This window comes from Tabrizicola fusiformis, from assembly GCF_013328815.1.
Taxonomy (GTDB): Bacteria; Pseudomonadota; Alphaproteobacteria; order Rhodobacterales; family Rhodobacteraceae; genus Fuscibacter.
On sequence record NZ_JABUHN010000007.1, the window covers coordinates 18,182 to 40,374 of the forward strand.

At 65.4% G+C, this 22,193-nt stretch carries 21 protein-coding genes and 1 tRNA gene; 10 read left to right on the plus strand and 12 right to left on the minus strand.

Annotated elements, in window-relative coordinates; genetic code table 11:
- Positions 1–175: 175 nt before the first annotated feature.
- From rplL to HS053_RS12135, 11 genes are all read right to left on the minus strand, one after another.
- On the minus strand, positions 176–550 hold the full coding sequence (gene rplL / locus HS053_RS12085; protein WP_174211511.1) for a 50S ribosomal protein L7/L12: 375 nt from the start codon (positions 548–550) through the stop codon (positions 176–178).
- A gap of 65 nt (positions 551–615) precedes the next feature.
- Positions 616–1,131 (minus strand): 50S ribosomal protein L10, encoded by a 516-nt coding sequence (gene rplJ / locus HS053_RS12090; RefSeq protein ID WP_174211512.1) that lies wholly within the window; start codon positions 1,129–1,131, stop codon positions 616–618.
- A 294-nt stretch (positions 1,132–1,425) separates the two neighbouring features.
- Positions 1,426–2,208 carry a glycosyltransferase domain-containing protein gene (locus HS053_RS12095; protein WP_174211513.1) on the minus strand — a complete coding sequence of 261 codons (783 nt, stop codon included), beginning with the start codon at positions 2,206–2,208 and terminating at the stop codon, positions 1,426–1,428.
- 120 nt (positions 2,209–2,328) lie between these two features.
- Positions 2,329–3,024, minus strand: a complete 696-nt coding sequence (gene rplA / locus HS053_RS12100) for a 50S ribosomal protein L1 (RefSeq protein ID WP_174211514.1) — start codon at positions 3,022–3,024, stop codon at positions 2,329–2,331.
- Positions 3,025–3,028: 4 nt separating this feature from the next.
- Positions 3,029–3,481: a 50S ribosomal protein L11 gene (rplK, locus tag HS053_RS12105; protein ID WP_174211515.1), complete on the minus strand. Its 453-nt coding sequence runs from the start codon at positions 3,479–3,481 to the stop codon at positions 3,029–3,031.
- A 91-nt stretch (positions 3,482–3,572) separates the two neighbouring features.
- Positions 3,573–4,106, minus strand: a complete 534-nt coding sequence (nusG, locus tag HS053_RS12110; protein ID WP_174211516.1) for a transcription termination/antitermination protein NusG — start codon at positions 4,104–4,106, stop codon at positions 3,573–3,575.
- 193 nt (positions 4,107–4,299) lie between these two features.
- The gene (gene secE, locus HS053_RS12115) at positions 4,300–4,497 is read right to left on the minus strand and encodes a preprotein translocase subunit SecE (protein WP_174211517.1); all 198 of its coding nucleotides are present in this window, start codon (positions 4,495–4,497) and stop codon (positions 4,300–4,302) included.
- 107 nt (positions 4,498–4,604) lie between these two features.
- Positions 4,605–4,680 (minus strand) — tRNA-Trp (locus tag HS053_RS12120).
- Positions 4,681–4,775: 95 nt separating this feature from the next.
- Positions 4,776–5,342 carry a hypothetical protein gene (locus HS053_RS12125; RefSeq protein WP_174211518.1) on the minus strand — a complete coding sequence of 189 codons (567 nt, stop codon included), beginning with the start codon at positions 5,340–5,342 and terminating at the stop codon, positions 4,776–4,778.
- A 148-nt stretch (positions 5,343–5,490) separates the two neighbouring features.
- Positions 5,491–6,666 (minus strand): elongation factor Tu, encoded by a 1,176-nt coding sequence (tuf, locus tag HS053_RS12130; RefSeq protein WP_174211503.1) that lies wholly within the window; start codon positions 6,664–6,666, stop codon positions 5,491–5,493.
- Positions 6,667–6,755: 89 nt separating this feature from the next.
- Positions 6,756–7,421 carry a hypothetical protein gene (locus tag HS053_RS12135; protein ID WP_241699846.1) on the minus strand — a complete coding sequence of 222 codons (666 nt, stop codon included), beginning with the start codon at positions 7,419–7,421 and terminating at the stop codon, positions 6,756–6,758.
- 123 nt (positions 7,422–7,544) lie between these two features.
- Between HS053_RS12135 and HS053_RS12140 the strand changes: the two genes are divergently transcribed.
- The 4 genes from HS053_RS12140 to HS053_RS12155 all read left to right on the plus strand — a co-directional run bounded on the left by HS053_RS12140 (position 7,545) and on the right by HS053_RS12155 (position 10,911).
- Positions 7,545–8,927, plus strand: a complete 1,383-nt coding sequence (locus HS053_RS12140; protein WP_174211519.1) for a cytochrome P450 — start codon at positions 7,545–7,547, stop codon at positions 8,925–8,927.
- A 73-nt stretch (positions 8,928–9,000) separates the two neighbouring features.
- Complete coding sequence (locus HS053_RS12145) at positions 9,001–9,444, plus strand: hypothetical protein (RefSeq protein WP_174211520.1); 444 nt, start codon at positions 9,001–9,003, stop codon at positions 9,442–9,444.
- Between the two features lie 15 nt (positions 9,445–9,459).
- Positions 9,460–9,945, plus strand: coding sequence for a RidA family protein (locus tag HS053_RS12150; RefSeq protein ID WP_206677602.1), 486 nt, complete (start codon positions 9,460–9,462; stop codon positions 9,943–9,945).
- Positions 9,946–9,951: 6 nt separating this feature from the next.
- Positions 9,952–10,911 (plus strand): magnesium transporter CorA family protein, encoded by a 960-nt coding sequence (locus HS053_RS12155; protein ID WP_174211521.1) that lies wholly within the window; start codon positions 9,952–9,954, stop codon positions 10,909–10,911.
- Positions 10,912–10,953: 42 nt separating this feature from the next.
- Here HS053_RS12155 and HS053_RS12160 read toward each other — a convergent pair whose 3' ends face one another.
- Entirely contained in the window at positions 10,954–11,604 is a 651-nt protein-coding gene (locus HS053_RS12160) for a GntR family transcriptional regulator (RefSeq protein WP_174211522.1), read from the minus strand.
- A 386-nt stretch (positions 11,605–11,990) separates the two neighbouring features.
- Here HS053_RS12160 and HS053_RS12165 point away from each other — a divergent pair, with 386 nt between their 5' ends.
- The 6 genes from HS053_RS12165 to HS053_RS12190 all read left to right on the plus strand — a co-directional run bounded on the left by HS053_RS12165 (position 11,991) and on the right by HS053_RS12190 (position 22,186).
- The gene (locus HS053_RS12165; protein ID WP_174211523.1) at positions 11,991–15,101 is read left to right on the plus strand and encodes an Ig-like domain-containing protein; all 3,111 of its coding nucleotides are present in this window, start codon (positions 11,991–11,993) and stop codon (positions 15,099–15,101) included.
- A gap of 14 nt (positions 15,102–15,115) precedes the next feature.
- Positions 15,116–16,453 carry a TolC family protein gene (locus HS053_RS12170; RefSeq protein WP_174211524.1) on the plus strand — a complete coding sequence of 446 codons (1,338 nt, stop codon included), beginning with the start codon at positions 15,116–15,118 and terminating at the stop codon, positions 16,451–16,453.
- A gap of 23 nt (positions 16,454–16,476) precedes the next feature.
- Entirely contained in the window at positions 16,477–18,669 is a 2,193-nt protein-coding gene (locus HS053_RS12175; protein ID WP_174211787.1) for an ATP-binding cassette domain-containing protein, read from the plus strand.
- On the plus strand, positions 18,666–19,847 hold the full coding sequence (locus HS053_RS12180; protein ID WP_174211525.1) for an HlyD family type I secretion periplasmic adaptor subunit: 1,182 nt from the start codon (positions 18,666–18,668) through the stop codon (positions 19,845–19,847). Before HS053_RS12175 ends, HS053_RS12180 begins: the two co-directional genes overlap by 4 nt.
- 91 nt (positions 19,848–19,938) lie before the next feature.
- Positions 19,939–20,787, plus strand: a complete 849-nt coding sequence (locus HS053_RS12185) for a flagellar motor protein MotB (RefSeq protein ID WP_174211526.1) — start codon at positions 19,939–19,941, stop codon at positions 20,785–20,787.
- A 94-nt stretch (positions 20,788–20,881) separates the two neighbouring features.
- Positions 20,882–22,186: a flagellar hook protein FlgE gene (locus HS053_RS12190; protein ID WP_174211527.1), complete on the plus strand. Its 1,305-nt coding sequence runs from the start codon at positions 20,882–20,884 to the stop codon at positions 22,184–22,186.
- Positions 22,187–22,193: the final 7 nt, after the last annotated feature.

The following is a 22,193-nucleotide window of genomic DNA, read 5'->3' on the forward strand; positions in this document are numbered from 1 at the left end:
GAGAGGGGGTGTCGGTTCCATACCTGCCCCCTGTCCCGTCAGGCGGCTCCCGAACCTTGACACCGCGCCTGGGGACGGGCTTTCGCAAAAGCCCCTTCCAAGACGCGATTGGCTGGAGACGGATTGCTCCGTCCCCAGCCTGAAATCATCGCTGCGGGCAGGCCCGCAAGCGCGATTACTTCAGCTCGACCTTGGCGCCAGCCTCTTCGAGCTTCTTCTTCAGGGTCTCGGCGTCGGCCTTGGACACGGCTTCCTTCACCTTGCCACCAGCTTCGACCAGGTCCTTGGCTTCTTTCAGGCCCAGACCGGTGATCGCGCGCACTTCCTTGATCACGTTGATCTTGTTGGCGCCGGCGTCGGTCAGGACGACGTCGAATTCGGTCTGCTCTTCAACCGGAGCAGCCGCAGCGGCCGGACCAGCAGCAACCATCACAGCGCCGCCAGCGGCGGGCTCGATGCCGTACTTGTCCTTCAGGATGGTCTTCAGTTCCTGCGCTTGCAGCAGGGTCAGACCGACGATGTCTTCGGCGAGTTTGTTCAGATCAGCCATTTTGCTCATTCCGTAAGGTTAAGATGGGTTCCAACGGCGTGGGTTCAACCACGCGGGTCCGAAGATCAGGCCGCAGCCTTCTCCTCGATGGTCTTGAGGATGCCAGCGATGTTCGCAGCAGGCGCGCCAATGGCCCCGGCGATGTTCGACGCGGGCGCACCGATGCACGACACGATCTGAGCGATAAGCTCTTCACGCGACGGCATGGAGGCCACGGTTTTCACACCGGCCTGGTCCAGAACCTCGCCGCCCATGGTCCCGCCGAGGATCACGAACTTGTCGTTCCCCTTGGCATAGGCCTCGGTGACCTTGGCCGCAGCCACAGGGTCTTCCGAGAAGGCAAGCACGGTCATGCCCGTGAGAAGGTCACCCATCTTAGAACCGGGCTTCCCTTCAAGGGCGATCTTGGCGAGCTTGTTCTTGGCAACGCGAACGGACCCGCCAACTTCGCGCATTTTCGCGCGCAGGTCCTGCATCTGTGCAACCGTCATACCCGCGTAGTGGGCAACCACTACGACGCCAGAGCTTTCGAAGATCTGGCCGAGTTCATCGACCACTTTCTCTTTCTGGGCTCTATCCACAGTTTCACTCCAAGTGTGGGGGTTTCCCCCCGGCTCATGTTTCGTGAGGGGTCTGTACCCGCCACGTCGGGTCCATGATGTAGTCCCGAGAGCCAGATCACCCGAGGAGCCTCAGGAGAAAGTCGTCTCGAACCCCATCTCAGGCAGGAGATATTAAGGCGTTTGCGCGCCACCCACCGTCTCGGACAAAGCATGCCCAACCTGCGCGACGAATCACGCGGGCGGGGCATAACGGGCTTGTTAGCCCTTTGGCGCGGGGTTTCCAAGCCCTAACGGTAACGGCGGCAGATGCCCTCAGGCCGTCAGCCGCGCCGCAGCCGCCCGGTAGCGCGTGCGCTCCGCCTCGGAAAAGACCGGCCAGTCGGCCCAGTCCTTGATCTTGGGCTTCACCGCATGATGGGGCAGCGCAGCCTGCCACAACAGGAACGGCAGCATCACCTGATCGCGCCGCGTGTGGCTGGTCAGGCTGTGGAACCACGCCTCATTCAACACATCCGTGGCGGGGCTGCCCATGTGTTGCACAAGGCAGGTATTGGCATAAAGCCCGGCCCGGCGCGGGAAACCGGCCTGCGTGAAAGTGGCCATCACATGATCGTGTTGTGCCGGCGTCATATAGCCCAGCCGCAGGCATTCATCCGCCTCGTCCCAGGCACAATCGCGGCGGCGATGGCGGAAGAAGTAACGGCCCGCCGGACGCTCGGGGAATTCCTTGCCGATCTTGTGGACGATCCGCGCGGGCGAGTGCAGCAGCCGGGCATTGTTGTCGATGTAGATCACCCAGTCGAAGCCCTCGAGAAACAGGTGCGGACAAAGCTTGGGCAACCGCGATTGCAGCGCCGGCCCCATCGGATCGGATGGCAGCAGCACGGCCCGGGTGCCAGGTGCCAGCGGCAGTCCCGGGCGGTCGGTAAAGACAAGCGCCTCCACCCCGTCTTGCGTGGTGGCGGCTGCGGCAGGGTTGAATGGCTCATGCTGCCCGAAATGGCAGGAGATCAACGCGATCTTGCCCCCGGCCTGCGGCCTCTGGCGGGCGCCGGGCGGCAGGCCACGGTCAACAAGGGAAAGCGGGGCACTCATGCGGGGGTCCGGGCTGACGATTGCGGCAAGGCTAGCGGCATCGCGCCCGCCCCGCAACGCAAACGGCCGCCCCGAAGGGCGGCCGCAAACCGTAGGATGGGCAATCTGCCCATCGCGCGATCAGGCAGTGGCCGAAGCCAGATCAACCGACACGCCCGGGCCCATGGTGGACGAGAGCGAGACCTTGCGCAGATAGGCACCCTTCGCCCCCGAGGGCTTGGCCCGCGACACGGCGTCGACGAAGGCGCGGATGTTCTGCGCCAGCTTCTCGTCAGTGAACGAGACCTTGCCGACACCGGCATGGATCACGCCGGCCTTTTCGACCTTGAACTGCACTTCGCCGCCCTTGGCGTTGGTCACGGCCGAGGCCACGTCCATCGTCACGGTGCCGACCTTGGGGTTCGGCATCAGGTTGCGCGGGCCGAGGATCTTACCCAGACGGCCGACCAGCGGCATCATGTCCGGGGTGGCAATGCAGCGATCGAAGTCGATCTTGCCCTGCTGGATCTGCTCCATCAGGTCTTCCGCACCGACGATATCTGCACCGGCGGCCTTGGCTTCGTCAGCCTTGGCATTGCGGGCAAAGACGGCGACGCGCACGGTCTTGCCGGTGCCGTTCGGCAGTTGGACCACACCGCGGACCATCTGGTCGGCGTGGCGCGGGTCAACGCCGAGGTTCATCGCAATTTCCAGCGTCTCGTCGAACTTGGCCGAAGCCGCCTTCTTGATCAGCGCCACGGCATCTTCAACCGACAGGTTGGTCTTGCCCACGAACAGCTCTTGCGCCTTGGCGACGCGCTTTGCAACTTTCGCCATGATCTTAGCCCTTCACTTCGATGCCGCAGGACTTCGCCGAACCCAGGATCACCTGCATCGCAGCTTCCACGGTGTTGGCGTTCAGATCCTTCATCTTCGTTTCGGCGATCTTGCGGACCTGTGCCACGGTGATCGTGCCGGCAACGGTGTGACCCGGCTTGACCGAACCCTTGGCGCGGTTGCGCTTGCCGACCGGCGGCAGACCGGCGGCCTGCTTGATCAGGAACGAGGCCGGAGCCGTCTTCAGCTCAAGGCTGAACGACTTGTCCTGATAGTAGGTGATGATCACGGGGGTCGGGGTGCCCGGCGCGATGTCGGCGGTCTTCGCGTTGAATTCCTTCACGAAGGCCATGATGTTCAGGCCGCGCTGACCCAGAGCCGGGCCGACGGGCGGGGACGGGTTGGCTTGACCCGCTTTGACTTGCAGCTTGAGGCTGCCGATAATCTTCTTGGCCATCTGGCCTCTCCTTTGTCACAGCGCCATCTGGCGCGGTTTAGTGGTCCGGCTTGTCACCCGTTGCCGGGCGCGCACCTCCCACGCGATACACTCAGAGCCCTTTGGAGACCTGAGTGAATTCCAGTTCGACGGGGGTCGCCCGTCCGAAGATCGAGACCGAGACCTTCAGGCGGCTGTGGCCCTCGTCCACGTCTTCGACCATGCCGTCAAAGCCCTCGAACGGGCCGTCAGTGACCTTGACCTTCTCGCCCACTTCAAAGCGGATCAGGTTGCGCGGCGCTTCCTGACCTTCTTCGACGCGGTTCAGGATGGTGTTCACCTCGGCATCGCGCATCGGCATCGGCTTGCCCTGCGGACCAAGGAAGCCGGTGACGCGGTTGATTGAGGAAATCAGGTGATAGCCGCGGCTGGTCATTTCCATGCGGACCAGAACATAGCCCGGCATGAAGCGGCGCTCGGAGGTGACCTTCTTGCCGCGGCGGACTTCGATCACTTCCTCGGTCGGCACCAGAACCTCGTCGATCTCCTCCTGGAGACCGGCCTCTTCCACCGCCGTTCTGATCTGCTCGGCAACCTTCTTCTCGAAGTTCGAGAGGACGCTCACCGAATACCACCGTTTGGCCATGCCACTTCCACCTTGTTGCCGGGCGAGGCGCCCGCAGTCTTTGTCCCGAGAACACAAAAGCTGCGCGCATCTCGAATCGAGGCGCGCCGGGTTCCGTGGGTTCGGCGCGGGATAGCCGCACCGGCCCGTGATTTCAAGTGCCTTCCGCCCGCCGGGGCACTGGCCCCGAATCCGCGCCAGAGGGCGGCAGCCCTTAGTTCGCGCCGACGATCAGTTGCAGCCCGAAACGAATGCCCAGATCGACCAGGCTGAAGAAGGTCGCGGTCAGCGCCGCCATGATGAAGACCATGATCGTGGTCAGCACCACTTCGCGCCGCGTCGGCCAGGAAACCTTGGCGACTTCCGAGCGGACCTGCTGGATGAACTGGACGGGATTGGTCTTCGTGGCCATGGGGGCTTCCGCTGAGAGGTTTGCCGGGCGGGATACGCCCTTCGGCGCGCGAATTCAAGCCGCAAGGCGCGGCGCCCCGAAGGGAACAATCGCATTCATGCGGGGATTGGCAGGAGTTGGGGGACTCGAACCCACGACCCTCGGTTTTGGAGACCGATGCTCTACCAGCTGAGCTAAACTCCTATCCTGCGGTGCGGGTTACGGCAGGGGAACGGGGAAATCAAGGGGGAAAGAAACCGTGCCGCAGAAATGGTTGCGTCACCGCGCACCATCCCCGTTCAGGCATTCACCGGACGATAGCAGCGCGGCGGGTTGGTCACCGTATCGGTCGTCGTGGTGACGGTCTCGACAAATCCCGTGCCACGGGGAACCCGCGTTGTCGTCGCGGTCGCCGCCCCCGCAACCAGAACAAGCTGCAGCCGCTGCACCGGCCCTGTTCCGGCGGGAACGTTCTGCTCCACCACCTCGACGATGCCGGACGAGATCACACGGACGACCATCGCCGAATGCTGGGGGTTGCCGCGGGTCTCGGTCGCATCGGTGGTGTTGACCGAGCCGCTGCCATCGGGGTTGGTGACATCAACCGTGATCGAGCGGGTCCAGGAATAGCCGCTGAACTGCAACACGTCGCCCGGCTGCAGCGCCGCCGGCTGCACCACCAGTCCCCAGACATACGAGGACAGGGGCCCAAAATTGGGCGTCTGGCTGCGCGAGGATTTCCCGCCGTTTCCGACAACGGCATCCTCGACCAGGGTCCAACATTCGCCGTCGCCGTAACGCCCGGTTTTTCCGGTGGCAAAGGTGACGGCAGCCGCAGCATCATAGGGCATGGCAAATCCTCGCATGAAAAGGGCAGTCGGGCTTCAATGCGGGAATGATAGCGTGTTGCAGGGCGCCGCGATAGTGGCCCGCGGGGGCAGGCCCAAAGCAAAGGGCCGCCCCGAAGGGCGGCCCAGTAGGATGGGCAATTTGCCCATCCCTTGTTTCTTTGGCTTATGCGATGATCTTCGAGACCACGCCGGCGCCGACGGTGCGGCCGCCTTCGCGGATGGCGAAGCGCAGTTTTTCTTCCATGGCGATCGGCGCGATCAGTTCGACGTTGAACTTCAGGTTGTCGCCCGGCATCACCATTTCAGTGCCTTCCGGCAGTTGCACGGTGCCCGTCACGTCCGTCGTGCGGAAGTAGAATTGCGGACGGTAGTTCGCAAAGAACGGCGTGTGACGGCCGCCTTCTTCCTTCGTCAGGATATAGGCTTCGGCTTCGAACTTGGTGTGCGGGTTCACCGACTTCGGCTTGCACAGCACCTGGCCGCGCTCAACGCCGTCACGGTCGATGCCGCGCAGCAGCACGCCGACGTTGTCGCCAGCTTCACCACGATCCAAGAGCTTGCGGAACATCTCGACGCCGGTGCAGACCGACTTCTTGGTGTCACGGATGCCGACGATTTCAACTTCGTCGCCGACGTTGATCACGCCACGCTCGATCCGGCCGGTCACAACCGTGCCGCGGCCCGAGATCGAGAACACGTCTTCGATCGGCATCAGGAACGGCTGGTCAACCGCACGCGCCGGGGTCGGGATATACGAATCGACCGCAGCCAGCAGGGCGCGGATCGAATCTTCACCGATGTCCTTGCGCTCGCCGATCATCGCCTGGTGGGCCGAGCCCTTGATGATCGGAATGTCGTCGCCGGGGTATTCGTAGGACGAGAACAGCTCGCGCAGTTCCATTTCCACCAGCTCGATCAGCTCTTCGTCATCAACAAGGTCAACCTTGTTCATGTAGCAGACCATGTAGGGAATGCCCACCTGACGGCCAAGCAGGATATGCTCGCGGGTCTGCGGCATCGGGCCGTCCGAAGCCGCGCAAACCAGGATCGCGCCGTCCATCTGCGCCGCACCCGTGATCATGTTCTTCACATAGTCGGCGTGGCCGGGGCAATCGACGTGCGCGTAGTGACGGTTCTCCGTCTCATACTCAACGTGCGCCGTCGAAATCGTGATCCCACGAGCCCGCTCTTCCGGCGCACCGTCGATCTGGTCATAGGCGCGGAATTCACCAAAATACTTGGTGATCGCTGCCGTCAGCGTCGTCTTCCCATGGTCAACGTGGCCAATCGTGCCAATGTTGACGTGCGGTTTCGTCCGTTCAAACTTTGCCTTTGCCATCGCGGGGCGCCCTCGGGTTGGGGGGCCCGGCGACGGGCCCTTCTCTACACGCGCGGCGACTTAGCCCTTGGCCCGGAAGAAATCAAGCCTCAGTTGGCAGGAGCCGGGGCCGGAACGGGTGCCGGGGCCACAGCCACCGGCGCCGCCGCAGGCGCGGGCTTGCTGACCACGGTCGGCGCCGGGGCCGGGGTGGGCCGCTTGATCGGCGGCAGGCCGAACCATTCGGGATTGGTCAGAAGCCATGCCTCGATCTGTTTGACGGCATTGTAGGACAGGATCTCCATCTGCTTTTCCGCAGATTGGGTCAGCCCCGAACCGATGAAGGTATTGGGCGAACCCTTTTCAAAGATGGTGAACTGCTTGCCCTCGGGGTTCAGCTTTGTCTGCGAGGCATCGTCCCAGATATTGGCCGTGACCACCAGAATCGACTTCGGCTTCAGCACCAGCGGCACGCCGGGCGGGGCCAGCGCATAGGCATCAATCGAGATGCCGATGTTGTAAAGCTTGCTGCCGTTATAGCGGCCAAAGCGGTCGGCGACGGCTTTTTCCATCGCCGCTTCCCACATCTCGGGCGTGGCATCGCGCGAAATCGGCACCTTCTTGACGTTCGAGGCCACCGCCACATTCAGGCCAAGCGCGAAATCGCCCATCGGCACCGGCGGCTCGGCCAGATCGTTGGTCTGGCAGGCGGTCAGGGCGGCAAGCCCGATCGTCAGCGCCAGCACCCGGGGAATCGCACGAAAGGGGAATCGCATGGGGGTATCCTTGGAATGCCACCGTTTCGGGATACAGACAGCCGCGCCGCCGCGCAACCATGCCGCCTTTGACGCCACCCCGCCCTGCCCTATCTTGGCTACAGCGCAGAAGCGGAGGGGACCATGGGCCAGCAAGACCAGAGGCAGGACCACGGGCAGGCGGCGGCGGTTCCGGTGCGGGTTCCCTTGGGTGTCCGGCCGCTGGGCGTGCTGGGCACGCTGCGGGCGGGGCAGCGCAATGTGCTGGAACTGATCCCCGAAGTGGCCACCCATGCGCCGATCCTGTCGGGGCATACCGGAAAACGCTGGCATATGCTGATGGACCCCGAGGGGCTGCGGCAGGTGCTGCGCGACCGGGTGAACGATTATCCCAAATCGCTGGTGACCAAGCTGATCCTTGGCCCGGCCATCGGGCAAAGCCTGTTCGTGGCCGAGGGGGAGGATTGGCTCTGGCAACGGCGGGCGGCGGCGCCGGTCTTTACCCACCGCAATGTGGCGGCGCTTGGCCCGGTGATGACCCATGCCGCCGAGCGGGCGGCCGAACGAATCGCCGCCGCCATGGGCCGCGCCGCGGATGTCTATGCCGAGATGGTGACGGCCACGTTTGAGGTGATCACCGATGTCACCTTTTCCGGCGGCGAGGGGTTTGACCGCGCCGCCACCCACCGCGCCATCGAAGCCTATATCGCCCAGACGGCCAAGGTCTCGCTGCTGGATATTCTGGGGGCGCCCGCCTGGGTGCCGCGCCTGCACCGGCTGCGCGGACGTGGGGGAGTGGATGAGATGAAGCGCGTCGCCGATGCCGCCATCGCCCGGCGCGGGCGCGAGGGGACGCGGGCAGTGCCCGATCTGCTGGACCTGTTGCGCCGGGCCGAAGACCCGGCCTCGGGGCGGCAGATGACGCCCGAGGAAATGCGCGACAACCTCTTGACCTTCATCGTCGCCGGGCATGAGACGACCTCGCTGGCGCTGTCCTGGGCGCTCTACCTGTGCGCCTTCGATCCCGCCGTGCAACAGGCCGCCCGGGCCGAGGCGCAGGCGGTGCTGGGCAGCCGCGCGGCAACGGCGGCGGATGTGCCCGCCCTGCCCCTGACCCGCGCCATTCTGGACGAGGCGATGCGGCTTTACCCGCCTGCCGCCTTTCTGTCGCGCACCGCGCAGGCGCCTGACACCCTCTTGGGGCGCGAGGTGCGGCGGGGCGATACCATCATTCTGCCCATCTATGCGCTGCACCGGCACCATGCGCTGTGGAAGACCCCCGACGCCTTTGACCCGTCGCGCTTTGCCGATCCCAAAGCCGTCCCGCGCTATGCCTATCTGCCCTTCGGCGACGGGCCGCGCATCTGCATCGGCGCCTCCTTTGCGCTGCAAGAGGCGGTGATCATCCTGGCCACCCTGCTGGCCCGTTTCCGTTTTGCCCGCATTCCGGGGCGCGATCCCAAGCCGGTGATGATCCTGACGCTGCGGCCCGAAGGCGGGGTCTGGTTGCAGGTTGATCCGGCCTGACCATCTGCCGGGCATTCGGTGATTGCCCCGCGCGGGTCGCCTGCTACTCTGCGACGGACACAGCAAAAGGACCATGCCCGTGACCCGTCTTGCCCTTGCCGCCACGCTTTGCCTTGCCGCCCTGCCCGCCCTTGCCGACACCCCGCGCGTGACACTGCGGATCACCTTCGATCCGGCTGCGGCCAAGGCGCTGGCCGACATGGGCGAGATGGTCACCGTTTCCAGCCATTTCTACGGCTTTCCGAAAGCAGGTGCCACGATGAAGCCCGACGAGATGGGCATGATCACGCTGGGCATCGAGGATATCACCATCCATCCCGCCGATGCCACGCTTGAGGCGGGGGGCCTTCTGATGTCGGCGCCGCTGGATCAGGTCGAAGAGCCGCTGGTGAACGTCAATGTCTACTCGGCCCGCTTCGTGAACGAGAACAACCTTCTGGACTGCAACCTGCTGCCCGAAGAGTCGCTGGCCAAACTGACCGGCCCGCAGGACATCATCTGCAAACTGCTGCCCTGAGAGCGGAGGAACCCCATGTCCAGCCCCGAAGCCCTTGCCCATCACATGGGCCTCGACATTCCCGACTTTGACCGGATCGGCTATTACGGCGCCGATTACGGCACGATGAAACCCTATCACCGGATCGGCTCGCTGCTGTTCCTGTCCGGTCATGTGGCGCAGATCGGCACGCAGATCACCCATAGGGGGCGGCTGGGCGGCAATCTGACGACGGAAGAGGGCTATCAGGCGGCGCGGCAGACCGGGCTGAACCTTCTGGGCGGCATCCGGCAGGCGGTGGGCAGCCTTGACCGGGTGAAATCCATCGTGCGGACGCTGAACTTTGTCGTCTGCACCCCGGAATATGAGGATGTCCACAAGGTCTCTTCCGGTCTGTCGGACCTGCTGGTCGAGGTGTTCGGGCGTGAAATCGGGCTTGGCGGGCGGGCCACCATCGGCGTGATGGCGCTGGCGGGGGGCGTCTGTTTCGAGACATGGGCCACCGTGGAAATTGCGGACTGAGGCGCCATGATCAAGGCTTATCAGCAGGCGGGCGAAGGCTTGGCCGAGGTTGCGGCCGATCAGGTGGCGACGGCGCAGTGGATCGACCTTCTGCAACCCACGGCGGAAGAGGTGGCCATGGTTGCGGCCCTTGGCCTGACCGTGCCACCGCTGTCGGAAATGGAAGAGATCGAGATTTCGAACCGCCTCTACCATGATGACGGCGCCGATTACATGACGCTGGTGCTGCCCGGGCAGGATGTGCAGGGCGAACAGACGGCAGGCCCGGTGACCTTCATCCTGTCGCAGGACCGGCTGATCACCGTGCGCCACCACGCCCCCCGCCCGTTTGAAACTTTCCCGCAGCGGGCGGACCGCTCCGGCCTTGGCTGCCAGACGGCGGACCGGCTATTTCTGGGCCTGTTGCAGGAAATCGTCGGGCGACTGGCCGACCATCTGGAGGGGGTGGGCCGCGCGTTGGACGGCGTGGCGCGGCAGATCTACCGCCCCGGCCCGCGCGGACATCAACCGCAGGCCCTGCAAGAGGCGCTGACCCGCGTCGGCGCCGAGGGTGAGCGGCTGGGCCGGGTGCGGCTGGCGCTGCTGACGCTGGGGCGGGCGCTGAACTATGCCGCGCCCGCCCTTGCCCGCCGCCCCGAGGGGGCCGAACTGGACGCGGCACTGAAGGCCGAACTGCGCGATGTGGACGCGCTGGAGGTTCATGCCGAATTCCTGCACAGCCGGGTGGCGCTGGCTTCGGATGCCACGCTGGGCTCGATTGATCTGGCACAGAATACCACGGTGCGGATCGTGTCGGTCGTGTCCGTGCTGTTCCTGCCGCCGACCCTGATCGCCAGCGTCTATGGCATGAACTTCGCCCGGATGCCGGAACTGGCGCAGCCCTGGGGCTATCCGGCGGCGATCGGGCTGATGCTGGCCTCGGCCCTGATCACCTGGGCGGTGTTTCGGTTGAAAGGCTGGCTCTGATGTCACCGGCGGCGCGGGAGTGAACTCCCGCGCGGGCGCGCCTCAGGCCAGAACCGCCAACAGGTCCATCGCCGTAACCTGATCAAACTGCACATGGCGCTGCATCGCCGCATCGGCACCCGCGCTGTCGCGGGCCACGATCAGCCGCGCGATTTCGCGGTGTTCGCGCGCCGAAGCCGCAATCGCCCCGGCATAGCGGTAGCGCGCGCGGTAATAGGCCAGAAGCTTGCGCGCATTGGTCTTGATCATCTCGGTCAGGAAGGGATTGCCCGCCGCGATGGCCACACTTTCATGGAAGCGCAGGTTCAACTGGTAATAGGCGTCCGGCTCGGCATCGCCATGCCGGGCGGCATGGGCCTCGCAGGCGGACACCGCCGCTTCGAGCGCCGTGGCACCGGCGCGCGACAGCCGGCGCGCGGCAAGGCCGGCCGCCTGCCCTTCAAGCCGGGCGTGAACCTCAAGGATGGCGAGGAACTCTTCCAGCGTCGGGCGGAATACCGTCGCCCCCTTGCGCGGCAGGCGGCGGATCAGGCCCACCGCCTCAAGCTGCAGGATCGCCTCGCGCACCGGGGTCCGCGACACGCCGAATTCGGCGACCAGCGCCCCCTCGTCGATCACATCGCCGGGGTTGAGGCGCCCAAGGTCGATCCATCCGAGGATCGTCGAAAGAAGGGTATCGGTCTGTCCTGCCATGCCCTGATGGAAAGCGGGAAAGCGCGCCCGCGTAAAGGGGGAACCGCCGCTTTTCCCCCGGCGCGCGCCATGCAGCGCGCCTGCAACCAGAGCGGACCCGCCGCCGCCACGCGCTGCGACCGAAGGTGGAAAACCCCGCGCCACCTGTAGCGCGAAAGACTCAATTGGGGCGGAAACCCGGGGAAAATAAGGCATAAATGCACCCTTACCATTGAAACTGCTGGATTTCGCAGCCGCATCGCCGTATCTCTGGCTGCAATCGGCCCCATAACACAGGGGCCTTACAATGAGCCCGGCAACGTCCAGGCATGAGGCGGAGTAGTAAGATGGTTACGGCAATTCAATTTGCCGTCCGCAGTTCTGCGGGCGGAACGCAACATAGCTCTGTGGCCGGCGAGGGCCAGAGCAACTTCATTCAGGTCGGATCGGGAGACAGCGTTTCGCTGAACCTCTCGCGGTCGAGCATCGTGGCCTATGAACAGCAGGGCGGCGATCTGGTGATCAAGCTGGTGGACGGTCGTTCCATCGTGCTGTCGGGCTATTTCAACGAAGCCCCGGGCGACACCAATCACCTCTATCTTTCCTCCGAAGGCGAAATTGTTGAGGTCTTCGTGCAGGAGACCGGCAATGGCGTGCTGTTCGCCGATTACGGCCCGGTTTCGGGCTGGTCGAAGTGGAGCCCGCTGGACGATCTGCGCTATACGACGGCGGATGGCGTGAGCGAGGTTCTGGTCGCCTCGAATGAACCGGCGGGCATGGCGCCGCTGGTCCCGGGTCTGTTGGGTCTGGGTGGTGTGGGCGGCGCTGCGGCCATCATCGGCGGCGCGGTTGTGGTCGGCGGCCTGCATGGCGGCGGCGGCACCAAGCGCACCCCGCCCACCGTCGATGCCCAGCCAGTCACCACGGTGACCACCAACACCGAAGACGGCTCGCTGCATGTGTCCGGCACCGGCCAGTCGGGTGAGACGGTGGCCGTCACCATCGGCACCGTGACGGTGACCACCACCATCGGCACCGATGGCAAATGGGCCGTGACCGTGCCGGAAACCGGCCTGCCGGCCGATGGCAGCTATACCGCGACCGTCGTGGTGACCCCTTCGACCGGCACGCCCGACACGCTGACCGGCCCGAATTTCATCATCGACCTGACGCCTCCGGCCGTCAGCGTCGTCGATGGCACCAAATCGACCGGCGACATTGAAAATCTTGTGGAATATCAGGATGGTGTGACCATCACCGGCCAAGGTGAGGCCGGGGCCACGATCCGGGTGCAGATCGGCACCGCCACCCAGACCACCACTGTTGCCGCCAATGGAAGCTGGTCGGTGACCTTCACCCAAAGCCAGGTTGCAGCGGGCGAATATGAGGTTCCGGTCACCGTCACCGCGACCGACCCCTTGGGCAACCGCACGGTGATCACCGATACGCTGGTGATCGACACCGTGCCGCATCCGATCGCCTTCAACCCGGTCACCGCCGACAATGCGGTGAACCTTGTCGAAAGCCAGAGCGGCCTGACCGTCACCGGCACCTCGACCGCCGGGGCCACGCTGACCGTCACCCTGCAGGGCGTGGTGCAGACCACCACCGTCGGCGCCGATGGCCGCTGGTCGGTGACCTATGCGCCGGGCACCCTGCCGGGCGGCGAATATACCGCCACCCTGACCGCCACCACGGTTGATGTGGCCGGCAACACCTCGTCGGCGACGCACAGCTTTGTCGTGGACACGCTGACCTCGGTGGCCTTCACCGGGCAGGTTGCGGGTGACAACATCGTCAACGCCACCGAAGCGGCAGGCGCCATCATCCTGACCGGCACTGCGCAGGCCGGCTCCACCGTTTCGGTGGCGTGGAACGGCACCACCCTGCCCGCCACCGTAGGCGCCAACGGCACCTGGAGCGTGTCCTTCCCCGGCGCGGCGGGCGGCACCTACAGCTCGACCGCGACCGTGACGGCGACCGATGCCTATGGCAACACCGCCACCGCGACCCGCACCATTCAGGTGGATACCGAAACCTCGGTCGCGGTGAACCCCGGGCAGGCGGGCGGCGACAACACGGTTTCGGGCAGCGAGGCGACCTCGGGCCTGCAACTGACCGGCACCGCCGAAGCGGGCGCCACCGTGCGCGTTACGTTTGAAGGGGTCACCCGCACCGTCACCGCAGGGGCGAACGGCACCTGGACGGCGAACTGGACCGCCGCCGAAGTGCGTCCGGGCAGCTATGCCTCGACCGTGCAGGTCAGCGCGAGCGATGCGGCAGGCAACACCGCCAGCACCTCGTATCAGATCAACGTCGATACCGAGGTGAACCCGTTCCAGCGCAGCACCCTTTCGACCGGCAGCGACCAGATCGTCAATGCGGTCGAGGCTGCGGCAGGTCTGACTGTGACCGGCATCGTCGAGGCAGGCTCCACCGTGATCGTGCGGTTTGGCAGCGGTCAAAGCCGCACTGCCACCGTGGGCGCCGATGGCAAATGGACGCTGACCATTCCGGCGGGCGACATTCCGGCGGGTGAGAACAACGTCACCCTGACCGCAACGGCCACCGACCGCGTCGGCAACACCTCGACCCTGACCGAAACGGTGCGGGTCGATACGACGGTGGTGAACTTTGCCATGACCTCGGGCCGGATCGGCGGCGATGGCATCCTGAACGCCAGCGAAGTTGCGGCGGGCCTGACCCTGACCGGCACGTCGGAAGTGGGGGCGACCGTGGTGGTTCGTCTGGCCAACGGTTCCAGCCGCACCGTCACCGTGGGTGCCGATGGCAACTGGAGCGCCACCTTCGCCGCAGACGACCTGCCCCGCGGCGAAGCGACAAGCGCGGTCACCGTCACGGCGACCGACATTGCCGGCAACACCTCCAGTCTGAGCCAAAACTTCGCCGTCGATACCGTTGCGCCGGCGAACCCCTGGATCACCAATGACGCGGGCACCGGCAACCAGATTTCGGGCATCGCCATCGACGCGCGGGCCGGGGATGTGGATTACTTCACCGTCGCCGCCAATGGTGCCGTGGCCGAAGTCACGCCGCAGGTCAAATTCACCTCGGACGTGAATGTCGATGGCCAGACCGTGCCCAGCGACTGGGCCTTCTTCCCGACGCCGGTGCATGACGGCACCTATCTGGTGATCCGTGATCAGGATGCGGCTGGCAACGAATCCAGCACGCTCTACATCCGCAACACCACGGGCGAAGTGACCGTTGACCTGAACCGTTCGGGGCTGGGTCAGTTCGACTTCGGCACCATCGACCTGACGGCGGCAGATGCCAACCTGACCCTGACCGAGGCGCAGATCCTGCGGCTGGCGGGGGCGGACAAGCAACTGACCATCAGCGGCGATACCGATGATCAGGTCAATCTGGTCGGCGGCACCTATACCGGCACGACGCAGGTGGTGAACGGCGAGACGCTGAAGCTCTATCTCGTCGGTTCGGCCGGGGCTTCGGTCCTGATCGACGACGATATCACCGTCAACACCTCGGGCGTCTGATCGGAGTCCGGGCCATGCCCGCAAGGCAGTCTGATGCCGCAAGGCACGGTGCGGGCGGTGATTTCCGCCCCGCCGCCGCAGCCTTGGCCGCGCTGCTTGTCCTGACCGCCTGCATGGGCGGCCCGGGTGGCGGCGTCGCCTCGAAAGGAACCCTGCGGGCCGATCAGCCCGCAGGCACCTCTGCCCTTGCCGGGCAGGGCAATCCGGCAATCGCCGCCCTTCAGGCCCGCCGGTCGGTTCTGCCGCCGGGCGGCCCCTTTGCCCGCGTGGCCGAAGCCGTGCTGCGTGCCGACAGCGGCGCGGCTGCGGCAGAGTTGCGGATGGCCCGGCTGCGCGCCACCGCCAAGGACAAGAACTGGCTGCCACGGATCGGCCCCTCTGTCACGCTTTCGGCGCTGAACGGGCTGGCCGCCGGGCTGTTGCTGGAACAGGCCATCCTTGACCATGGCCGGCGCCGCGCCGAACGCGCCTATGCCGCCACCGATGTCGAGGTGACGGCGGTCAGTCTGGCGCTGGACATCAATCAACGGGTTTACGAAGGGCTTGTCGCCCATGTGCAGGCCGAACGCGCCCGCGCGCAGGCCGCGATTTCCGCCCGTGCTGCGGCCCGGCTTGCCGAATTCGCCTCGATCATGGCGCAGCGCGTCGAAGGCGGGCTGTCGGACCGCTCGGAAGAGCAAATCATCACCCTGAAACAATCCGAGATGCAGGCCACCCTTGCCGCCGACCGGCAGGCCGAAGCCGCGGCCACCGCCGATCTGGCCGCCATGGCCGATCCTTCGGCCACCGCCGTGCGCGGCATCGACGCCCTGCCCTTGTCCGGGGCGACCGCCGAACCGCTGTCGGTCGCCAAGGCCCGCAGCGAAGGCGCCCGCGCCGTGGCCGAGGCGCAGGTGGCGCGGGCCGATCTGCTGCCCGGCCTGTCGGGCGGGGTGAATGTCGGGTCGGACAGCATCGACCCCACGATCAAACTGGGCGGAGCGGGTCTCTTGGGCCTTGGCACCGGCGACGAGGTGGCGGCCCTTGCCGAAACCGGCGAGGTGATGGCCCGCCGCACCGCCGATGCCGATGAAACCGCCCGCCGCCGCCTTGTTTCGCTGGAGGGGCAGATCGCCATCCTGCGTTCGCGTGAGGCGCAGGGGGCGGCGGTTCTGGCCTCGACCGAGGCGAACCTTTCCCTCTTCACCGAGCAATACAAGGTTGGCCGCCGCACCCTTCTGGAACTGGTCGGCCAGTATGACAGCTTTGCCCGTCTGGAACGCGAACAGGCCGCCATCCGTTATGAGGTGGCGCTGACCGAACTGGAAATCGCCCGCGACCGTGGCCTTCTGGTGGATGGAGCAAGGATGTGACCGACCGCGTTGTCGCCTTCGACATGAATGCCGCGCGGGTGCCCGCCGCTGCTCCGCTTGCGGCGCGGCCCGCGCCCGCCGCCCCTGCCACCCCGCCCCGTCACACCGGACGCGCCCAGACCCGGGCGCATCTGGCCTCGGTCTATGCGGGCATCTTGGGCAGCGAGATTGCCGCTGCCGACCTGATCGAGCAACTGCACCTTGCCGCCGGCCCCGAAGGCGCCCCCGGGCTGGCCGAAATGTCGGCGGCCCTGACCGCCTGCGGCCTGTCCAACCGCGTGGCGCAGGTCGCCAGCCCCGGCAAGGCGCATTGGCCTGCGCTGGCCGAGATGCGTTCCGGTCAGGTCGTTCTGGTGCTGGGTCAGGACGAGCGGGGGATGCAGGTCTATGACATCACCTGCCCCGATATGCGCGCCGATGTGCCCGCCGCCGATTTCGCCCGTGTTTATGCCGGGCGGCTGCTGACCGGGCGCATCGCCCTGCAAGAGCTGGAAAAGCGCCACACCGAGCCGCCCGCCCGCCACTGGTTCTGGGGCGAGTTCCGCCGCTATCACCGCGCGCTGGCCGAGGTGGCCTCGGCCTCGCTGGTGGCCAATATCCTTGCCGTCGCCGTCTCGCTGTTCTCGATGCAGGTCTATGACCGCGTGATCCCCTATCAGTCCGAGCCGACGCTCTGGGTGCTGGCCGGGGGCGCGCTCTTGGCCATCGTGCTGGAAGGGGCGCTGAAACTGGCGCGTTCGGGCCTGATGGACACCACCGGCAAGCGGATCGAGCTTGCGGTGCAGGACAGGCTGATGACCCGCCTTCTGGGCATGAAGGCCAGCCCGGGGCAGAAAAGCCCCTCGCAACTTTTCTCCGCCATGCGTGAGTTTTCGGCGGTGCGCGAATTCTTTACCGCCACCACCATCGGCAGCCTGTCGGACCTGCCGTTCCTGCTGATCTTCCTTGCGCTTGTCGCCTCGATCGGCGGCAATCTGGTCTGGGTGCTGATCGCGGGCGGCATCCTGATGGTGCTGCCGGGCTTCCTTTTGCAAAAGCGGATGATCGCCCTGACCGCCGCCACGCAGGGCGCATCGACCCGCGCGGCGCGGCTGCTCTATGAAGCGATTTTTGAGGCGGAAACGGTCACAACCCAGCGCGGCGAAGACCGGGTGAAGCGGATCTGGACCGAACTGAGCGTGCTGTCGGCGGCCAAATCCTCGGACCAGCGGCACCTGACGGCGATGCTGGGCTATTGGGCGCAGGGTGTGCAACAGGCAACCTATGTGGTGGCCGTGATGTGCGGCGCCTATCTGGTCTTCGCCGGCGAATTCACCGTGGGCACCATCATCGCCATCGGCATTCTGACCGGGCGCACCCTTGGCCCCTTGGCCGCGCTCTCGGGCACCATGGCGCGCTGGACCAATGTGCGCGCCGCGCTTGACGGGCTGGACGCCATCATCCGCTCGAAACAGACCGAAGAGGAAGGCCGCCGCTATCTGCGCCGCGAAAGACTGGGCGGCACCTATGACCTGCGGCAGGTCAGCTTCAGCTATGACCCGCAGGCGGCGCCTTCGGTGGACATTCCGAACCTGACGATCCCGGCGGGGCAGCATGTGGCGGTTCTGGGGGCCAACGGCTCGGGCAAGTCCACGCTGTTGCGGCTGCTGGCCGGGCTTTATGAGCCGGGCCATGGCCGGGTGCTGATCGACGGGGTGGACATGGGGCAGTTGCACCCGCGCGACCTGCGCCGGGGCATCGGCTATCTGGGGCAGGAGGTGCGGCTGTTTGCGGGCAGCCTGCGCGACAACCTGAACCTGACCCAGCTTGAGCGCGACGATAACCGCCTGATGGCGGCGCTGGATTTCGCCGGGCTTGGCCCCTTTGTGCGCAGCCATCCCCGCGGGCTTGACCTTGAAATCCGCGAGATGGGCGAGGGCCTGTCGGTCGGTCAACGTCAGTCGATCGGCTGGGCGCGCATCTGGCTGCAAGACCCGGTGGTCGCCATTCTGGACGAACCCACCGCCGCGCTTGACCAGACGCTGGAAACCACGCTGGTTTCGCGCCTGAAGGGCTGGCTTGAGGGGCGCACGGCCATCATCGCCACCCACCGGGTGCCGATCCTGCAACTGACCAGCCGCACCGTGATCTTGCAGAACGGCAAGCTGGCGGTAGACGGGCCGCGCGATCAGGTGCTGGCGCATCTGGCCAAAGCGCAAGCCGGAGGCAAACCATGACCGCAATCGGCTTTGACGAAGACCTTGCCCTGCGAACCCGCGGCCCCAGCCGGATGATCTGGCTGATCGTGTTCTGCGCCGTGGCCTTCGTGGCCTGGGCCGCCGTCGCTTGGGTGGATGAGATCGTTCACGCGCCGGGGGCGGTTGTTTCGTCGTCGCGGCCGCAGATCATCCAGAACCTTGAAGGCGGTATTCTGGCCGAACTCGACGTGGCCGAGGGCGATATCGTCGAGCCGGGGCAAACGCTGGCGCGGCTTTACGGCACGCAGTATCAGTCCGCGGTGGACGAGTTGGCCGACGAAATCGCCGGTCTGGAAATCCGCCGCCTGCGGCTTGAAGCGGAAATCGCCGGCGCCCCCGATTTCACCGTGCCCGACGAATTCGCCGCCCGGGTGCCCGCCATCGTCGCCTCGGAGCGCGCGCTGCTGACGGCGCGGCAAAGCGAATATGACGCCCGCGTCGCCGGGGCTGAAGCGGTGGCCGAACAGGCGGCCAAAGAACTCGACCTCCTGGAAAAGATGTATAAACGCGAGATTGCCCCGCTGATCGAGGTGACCCGCGCCCGCAAGGCCAATTCCGACGCCCAGAACCAGTTGAGCGAAGCCGTCACCACCACCGGCATGGAGCGCGCGACCGAGTATTCCAAGACGCAAGCCGAACTGGCCAGCCAGCGGCAGAAGCTGAAACTGGCACAGGACCAGTTGGCGCGCACCGTTCTGGTCGCGCCGATGCGCGGCGTGGTCAACAAGCTGTCGGTCACCACCATCGGCGGCGTGGTGCGCCCGGGCGAAGAGATTTTGCAGATCATTCCGCTGGATGACGACTTGTATATCGAGGCGCGGGTCAAGCCGCGCGACATCGCCTCGGTCCGGCAGGGGCAGGATGCGGTGATCAAGCTGTCGGCCTATGACTATACGATCTGGGGCACGCTGAAGGCCCGGGTCACCTTCATTTCCGCCGACACGTTCAAGGACGAACGCTCGCGCGCCGCAGACGGCGATCCGCATTACAAGGTGACGCTGGCCGTGGACCGCAGCCAGTTCACCGAGCGGCAGAAGGGCCTTGAAATCCGCCCCGGGATGCAGGCCGATGTCGAGTTGCAGACCGGCGGCAAGACCATCCTGACCTATCTGCTCAAACCGCTCTACAAAAGCTCCGAGGCGCTGCGCGAGCGCTAAGGCGGCCAAATTCGCTAAAATCCAACCCCTTAAGGCCCTGTAAAGCGCAATGCGCCAGACTGGTCCTTGGGTGTGAGATATGGGTGTGTGAATGGCCGGGCAGTCAAATGCCGCGCCAGTCATCATCAAGCGGAAGAAGATCGTCAAAGGCGAAGGTCACCACGGTGGGGCGTGGAAGGTCGCCTATGCCGATTTCGTGACGGCCATGATGGCCTTCTTCATGCTGATGTGGCTGCTGAACGCGACGACAGAGAAACAGCGCAAGGGGATCGCGGATTACTTCAATCCGACGATTCCGATCAACCGCATCTCGGGCGGCGGCGATGGCGCCTTTGGCGGTGACACGATCTTTTCCGAAGACACGCTGACCCAATCGGGCATCGGTGCCACGGCGCAATACCCCTCCGAAGCCGCCAAGGCCCGGGGCGAGACCGGCGTAGCCGAAAGCGGGGCGCAGAGCGATGCCGGCACCGAACCCGCATATGACACGGTGACCAAGGCGCTGACCGCGCGGGGTGGTGAAAGCATGACGATGCAGGCGCTGCTGCGCCATGTCGTGACCCGCGTCACCGATGAAGGGCTGGTGATCGAGATTTTCGACATCGACGGGCTGCCGCTGTTCACCGCCGACAGTGCCGAACCGACCGCCATCACGCGCGAAATCGCGGCCCTGCTGGTCGAGGTTCTGGGCCTGACCGAAAACGCGCTGGCCGTCGATGGCCATGTCCGCAGCTATCCCGTGACGCTGATCGACAATCCGGGCTGGGATCTGTCGGCGGCCCGGGCGCAGGCGATGCGGGCCCTGCTCACGGCGGGGGGCCTTGATGGCGGGCGCATTGCCCGTATTTCCGGCCATGCCGACCGCAAACCCGCCACCGCAGACCCCACGGCAATCCGCAACAACCGCATCGAGGTGATCCTGCTGCGCCGCGACCGCTAAGACCCGCCGAATCGTTTCGCCATTAGCCCGATCTTAACGCCGAGGGCGCAGGTTCGGTTCCAACCGGGATCGAAGCTGCAGAAAGGCGCAACCGATGACGATTTCCTCTTCGCTGAATGCGGGGGTGGCGGGGCTGAACGCCAATGCCAACAAACTGTCCAGCATCGCCGACAATATCGCCAATTCGGCCACCTATGGCTACAAACGGTCCGAGACGGATTTCTATTCGGTCGTGGTGCAGGGCGGATCGTCCGAATCCTATGCAGCGGGCGGCGTGCGCACCTCATCGGTGCGGCTGATCGACGAACGGGGACCGCTGGTTGCCACCCGCAAGGCCACCGACCTTGCCATTGACGGGCGCGGATTTCTGGCGGTGACCGAACTTTCCGCGGTGGATGGCGGAACCGGCCCCTATCCGATTTCGCTGGTCACCACCGGCTCGTTCCGGGCCGATGACGAAGGAATCCTGCGCACCGATGCCGGTCAGGTGCTGATGGGTTGGCCCGCCAACCCCGACGGAACCACCGGCACCTACCCGCGCGATACCATGGCGGGGCTGGAGCCGGTCCGGCTGGATTCCAACCAATATGTCGGCAATCCGACGACAAAAGTCGTCATGGGCATCAACCTGCCCGCCACGGCCACCGCCAGCACCGCAACTGGCGACCCCGAGGAGCTGACGGTTGAATATTTCGGCAATCTCGGCACGTCCGAGGCGCTGGGGTTCAGCTTTGCCCCGGTCATCCCGGCCTCGGGCGCCTCCAACACCTGGACCATGACGATCACCGATGCGGCCTCGGGCGGGGCGGTGGTGGGGCAATACACCGTCAGCTTCAACAACACCCAGCCGAACGGCGGCACCATCGCCTCGGTCACCACGATTTCGGGCGGCGCCTATGATCCGGCCACCGGCAAGATGGATATTGCCGTGGCAGGCGGCACCATCTCGGTCGAGATCGGCAGACCCAGCGCGCCCAATGGCATGACGCAACTGGCCAACACATTCTCGCCCGTCGGCATCTCGAAGAACGGCTCGACCGTGGCGACGCTCACCTCGGTCGAGGTTGACGATCAAGGCAATCTCTTTGCCATTTATGATCAGGGCTTTACCCGGCAGATCTATCAGATCCCCGTGGTTGACGTGCCCAACCCCAATGGTCTCGTGGCGCTCAACAACCAGACCTATCAGATCTCGCCTGCGTCGGGTCCGTTCTATCTCTGGGACGCGGGCGATGGGCCGACCGGCTCGGTCGTCGGCTATTCGCGCGAGGAATCGGCGACCGATGTTGCGGCAGAACTGACCCAACTGATCCAGACCCAGCGCGCCTATTCGTCAAACGCAAAGGTCATCCAGACGGTTGATGAAATGCTGCAGGAAACCACCAATCTCAAACGCTAGGGGCATG

Bases quoted from the DNA above. Each gene is read 5' to 3' on its own strand.
- rplL (WP_174211511.1), bottom strand. From the start codon at position 550: ATGGCTGATCTGAACAAACTCGCCGAAGACATCGTCGGTCTGACCCTG.
- HS053_RS12095 (WP_174211513.1), bottom strand. From the start codon at position 2,208: ATGAGTGCCCCGCTTTCCCTTGTTGACCGTGGCCTGCCGCCCGGCGCC.
- rplA (WP_174211514.1), bottom strand. From the start codon at position 3,024: ATGGCGAAAGTTGCAAAGCGCGTCGCCAAGGCGCAAGAGCTGTTCGTG.
- rplK (WP_174211515.1), bottom strand. From the start codon at position 3,481: ATGGCCAAGAAGATTATCGGCAGCCTCAAGCTGCAAGTCAAAGCGGGT.
- nusG (WP_174211516.1), bottom strand. From the start codon at position 4,106: ATGGCCAAACGGTGGTATTCGGTGAGCGTCCTCTCGAACTTCGAGAAG.
- secE (WP_174211517.1), bottom strand. From the start codon at position 4,497: ATGGCCACGAAGACCAATCCCGTCCAGTTCATCCAGCAGGTCCGCTCG.
- HS053_RS12125 (WP_174211518.1), bottom strand. From the start codon at position 5,342: ATGCGAGGATTTGCCATGCCCTATGATGCTGCGGCTGCCGTCACCTTT.
- tuf (WP_174211503.1), bottom strand. From the start codon at position 6,666: ATGGCAAAGGCAAAGTTTGAACGGACGAAACCGCACGTCAACATTGGC.
- HS053_RS12135 (WP_241699846.1), bottom strand. From the start codon at position 7,421: ATGCGATTCCCCTTTCGTGCGATTCCCCGGGTGCTGGCGCTGACGATC.
- HS053_RS12140 (WP_174211519.1), top strand. From the start codon at position 7,545: ATGGGCCAGCAAGACCAGAGGCAGGACCACGGGCAGGCGGCGGCGGTT.
- HS053_RS12145 (WP_174211520.1), top strand. From the start codon at position 9,001: ATGCCCGTGACCCGTCTTGCCCTTGCCGCCACGCTTTGCCTTGCCGCC.
- HS053_RS12150 (WP_206677602.1), top strand. From the start codon at position 9,460: ATGTCCAGCCCCGAAGCCCTTGCCCATCACATGGGCCTCGACATTCCC.
- HS053_RS12155 (WP_174211521.1), top strand. From the start codon at position 9,952: ATGATCAAGGCTTATCAGCAGGCGGGCGAAGGCTTGGCCGAGGTTGCG.
- HS053_RS12160 (WP_174211522.1), bottom strand. From the start codon at position 11,604: ATGGCAGGACAGACCGATACCCTTCTTTCGACGATCCTCGGATGGATC.
- HS053_RS12170 (WP_174211524.1), top strand. From the start codon at position 15,116: ATGCCCGCAAGGCAGTCTGATGCCGCAAGGCACGGTGCGGGCGGTGAT.
- HS053_RS12175 (WP_174211787.1), top strand. From the start codon at position 16,477: ATGAATGCCGCGCGGGTGCCCGCCGCTGCTCCGCTTGCGGCGCGGCCC.
- HS053_RS12180 (WP_174211525.1), top strand. From the start codon at position 18,666: ATGACCGCAATCGGCTTTGACGAAGACCTTGCCCTGCGAACCCGCGGC.
- HS053_RS12185 (WP_174211526.1), top strand. From the start codon at position 19,939: ATGGCCGGGCAGTCAAATGCCGCGCCAGTCATCATCAAGCGGAAGAAG.
- HS053_RS12190 (WP_174211527.1), top strand. From the start codon at position 20,882: ATGACGATTTCCTCTTCGCTGAATGCGGGGGTGGCGGGGCTGAACGCC.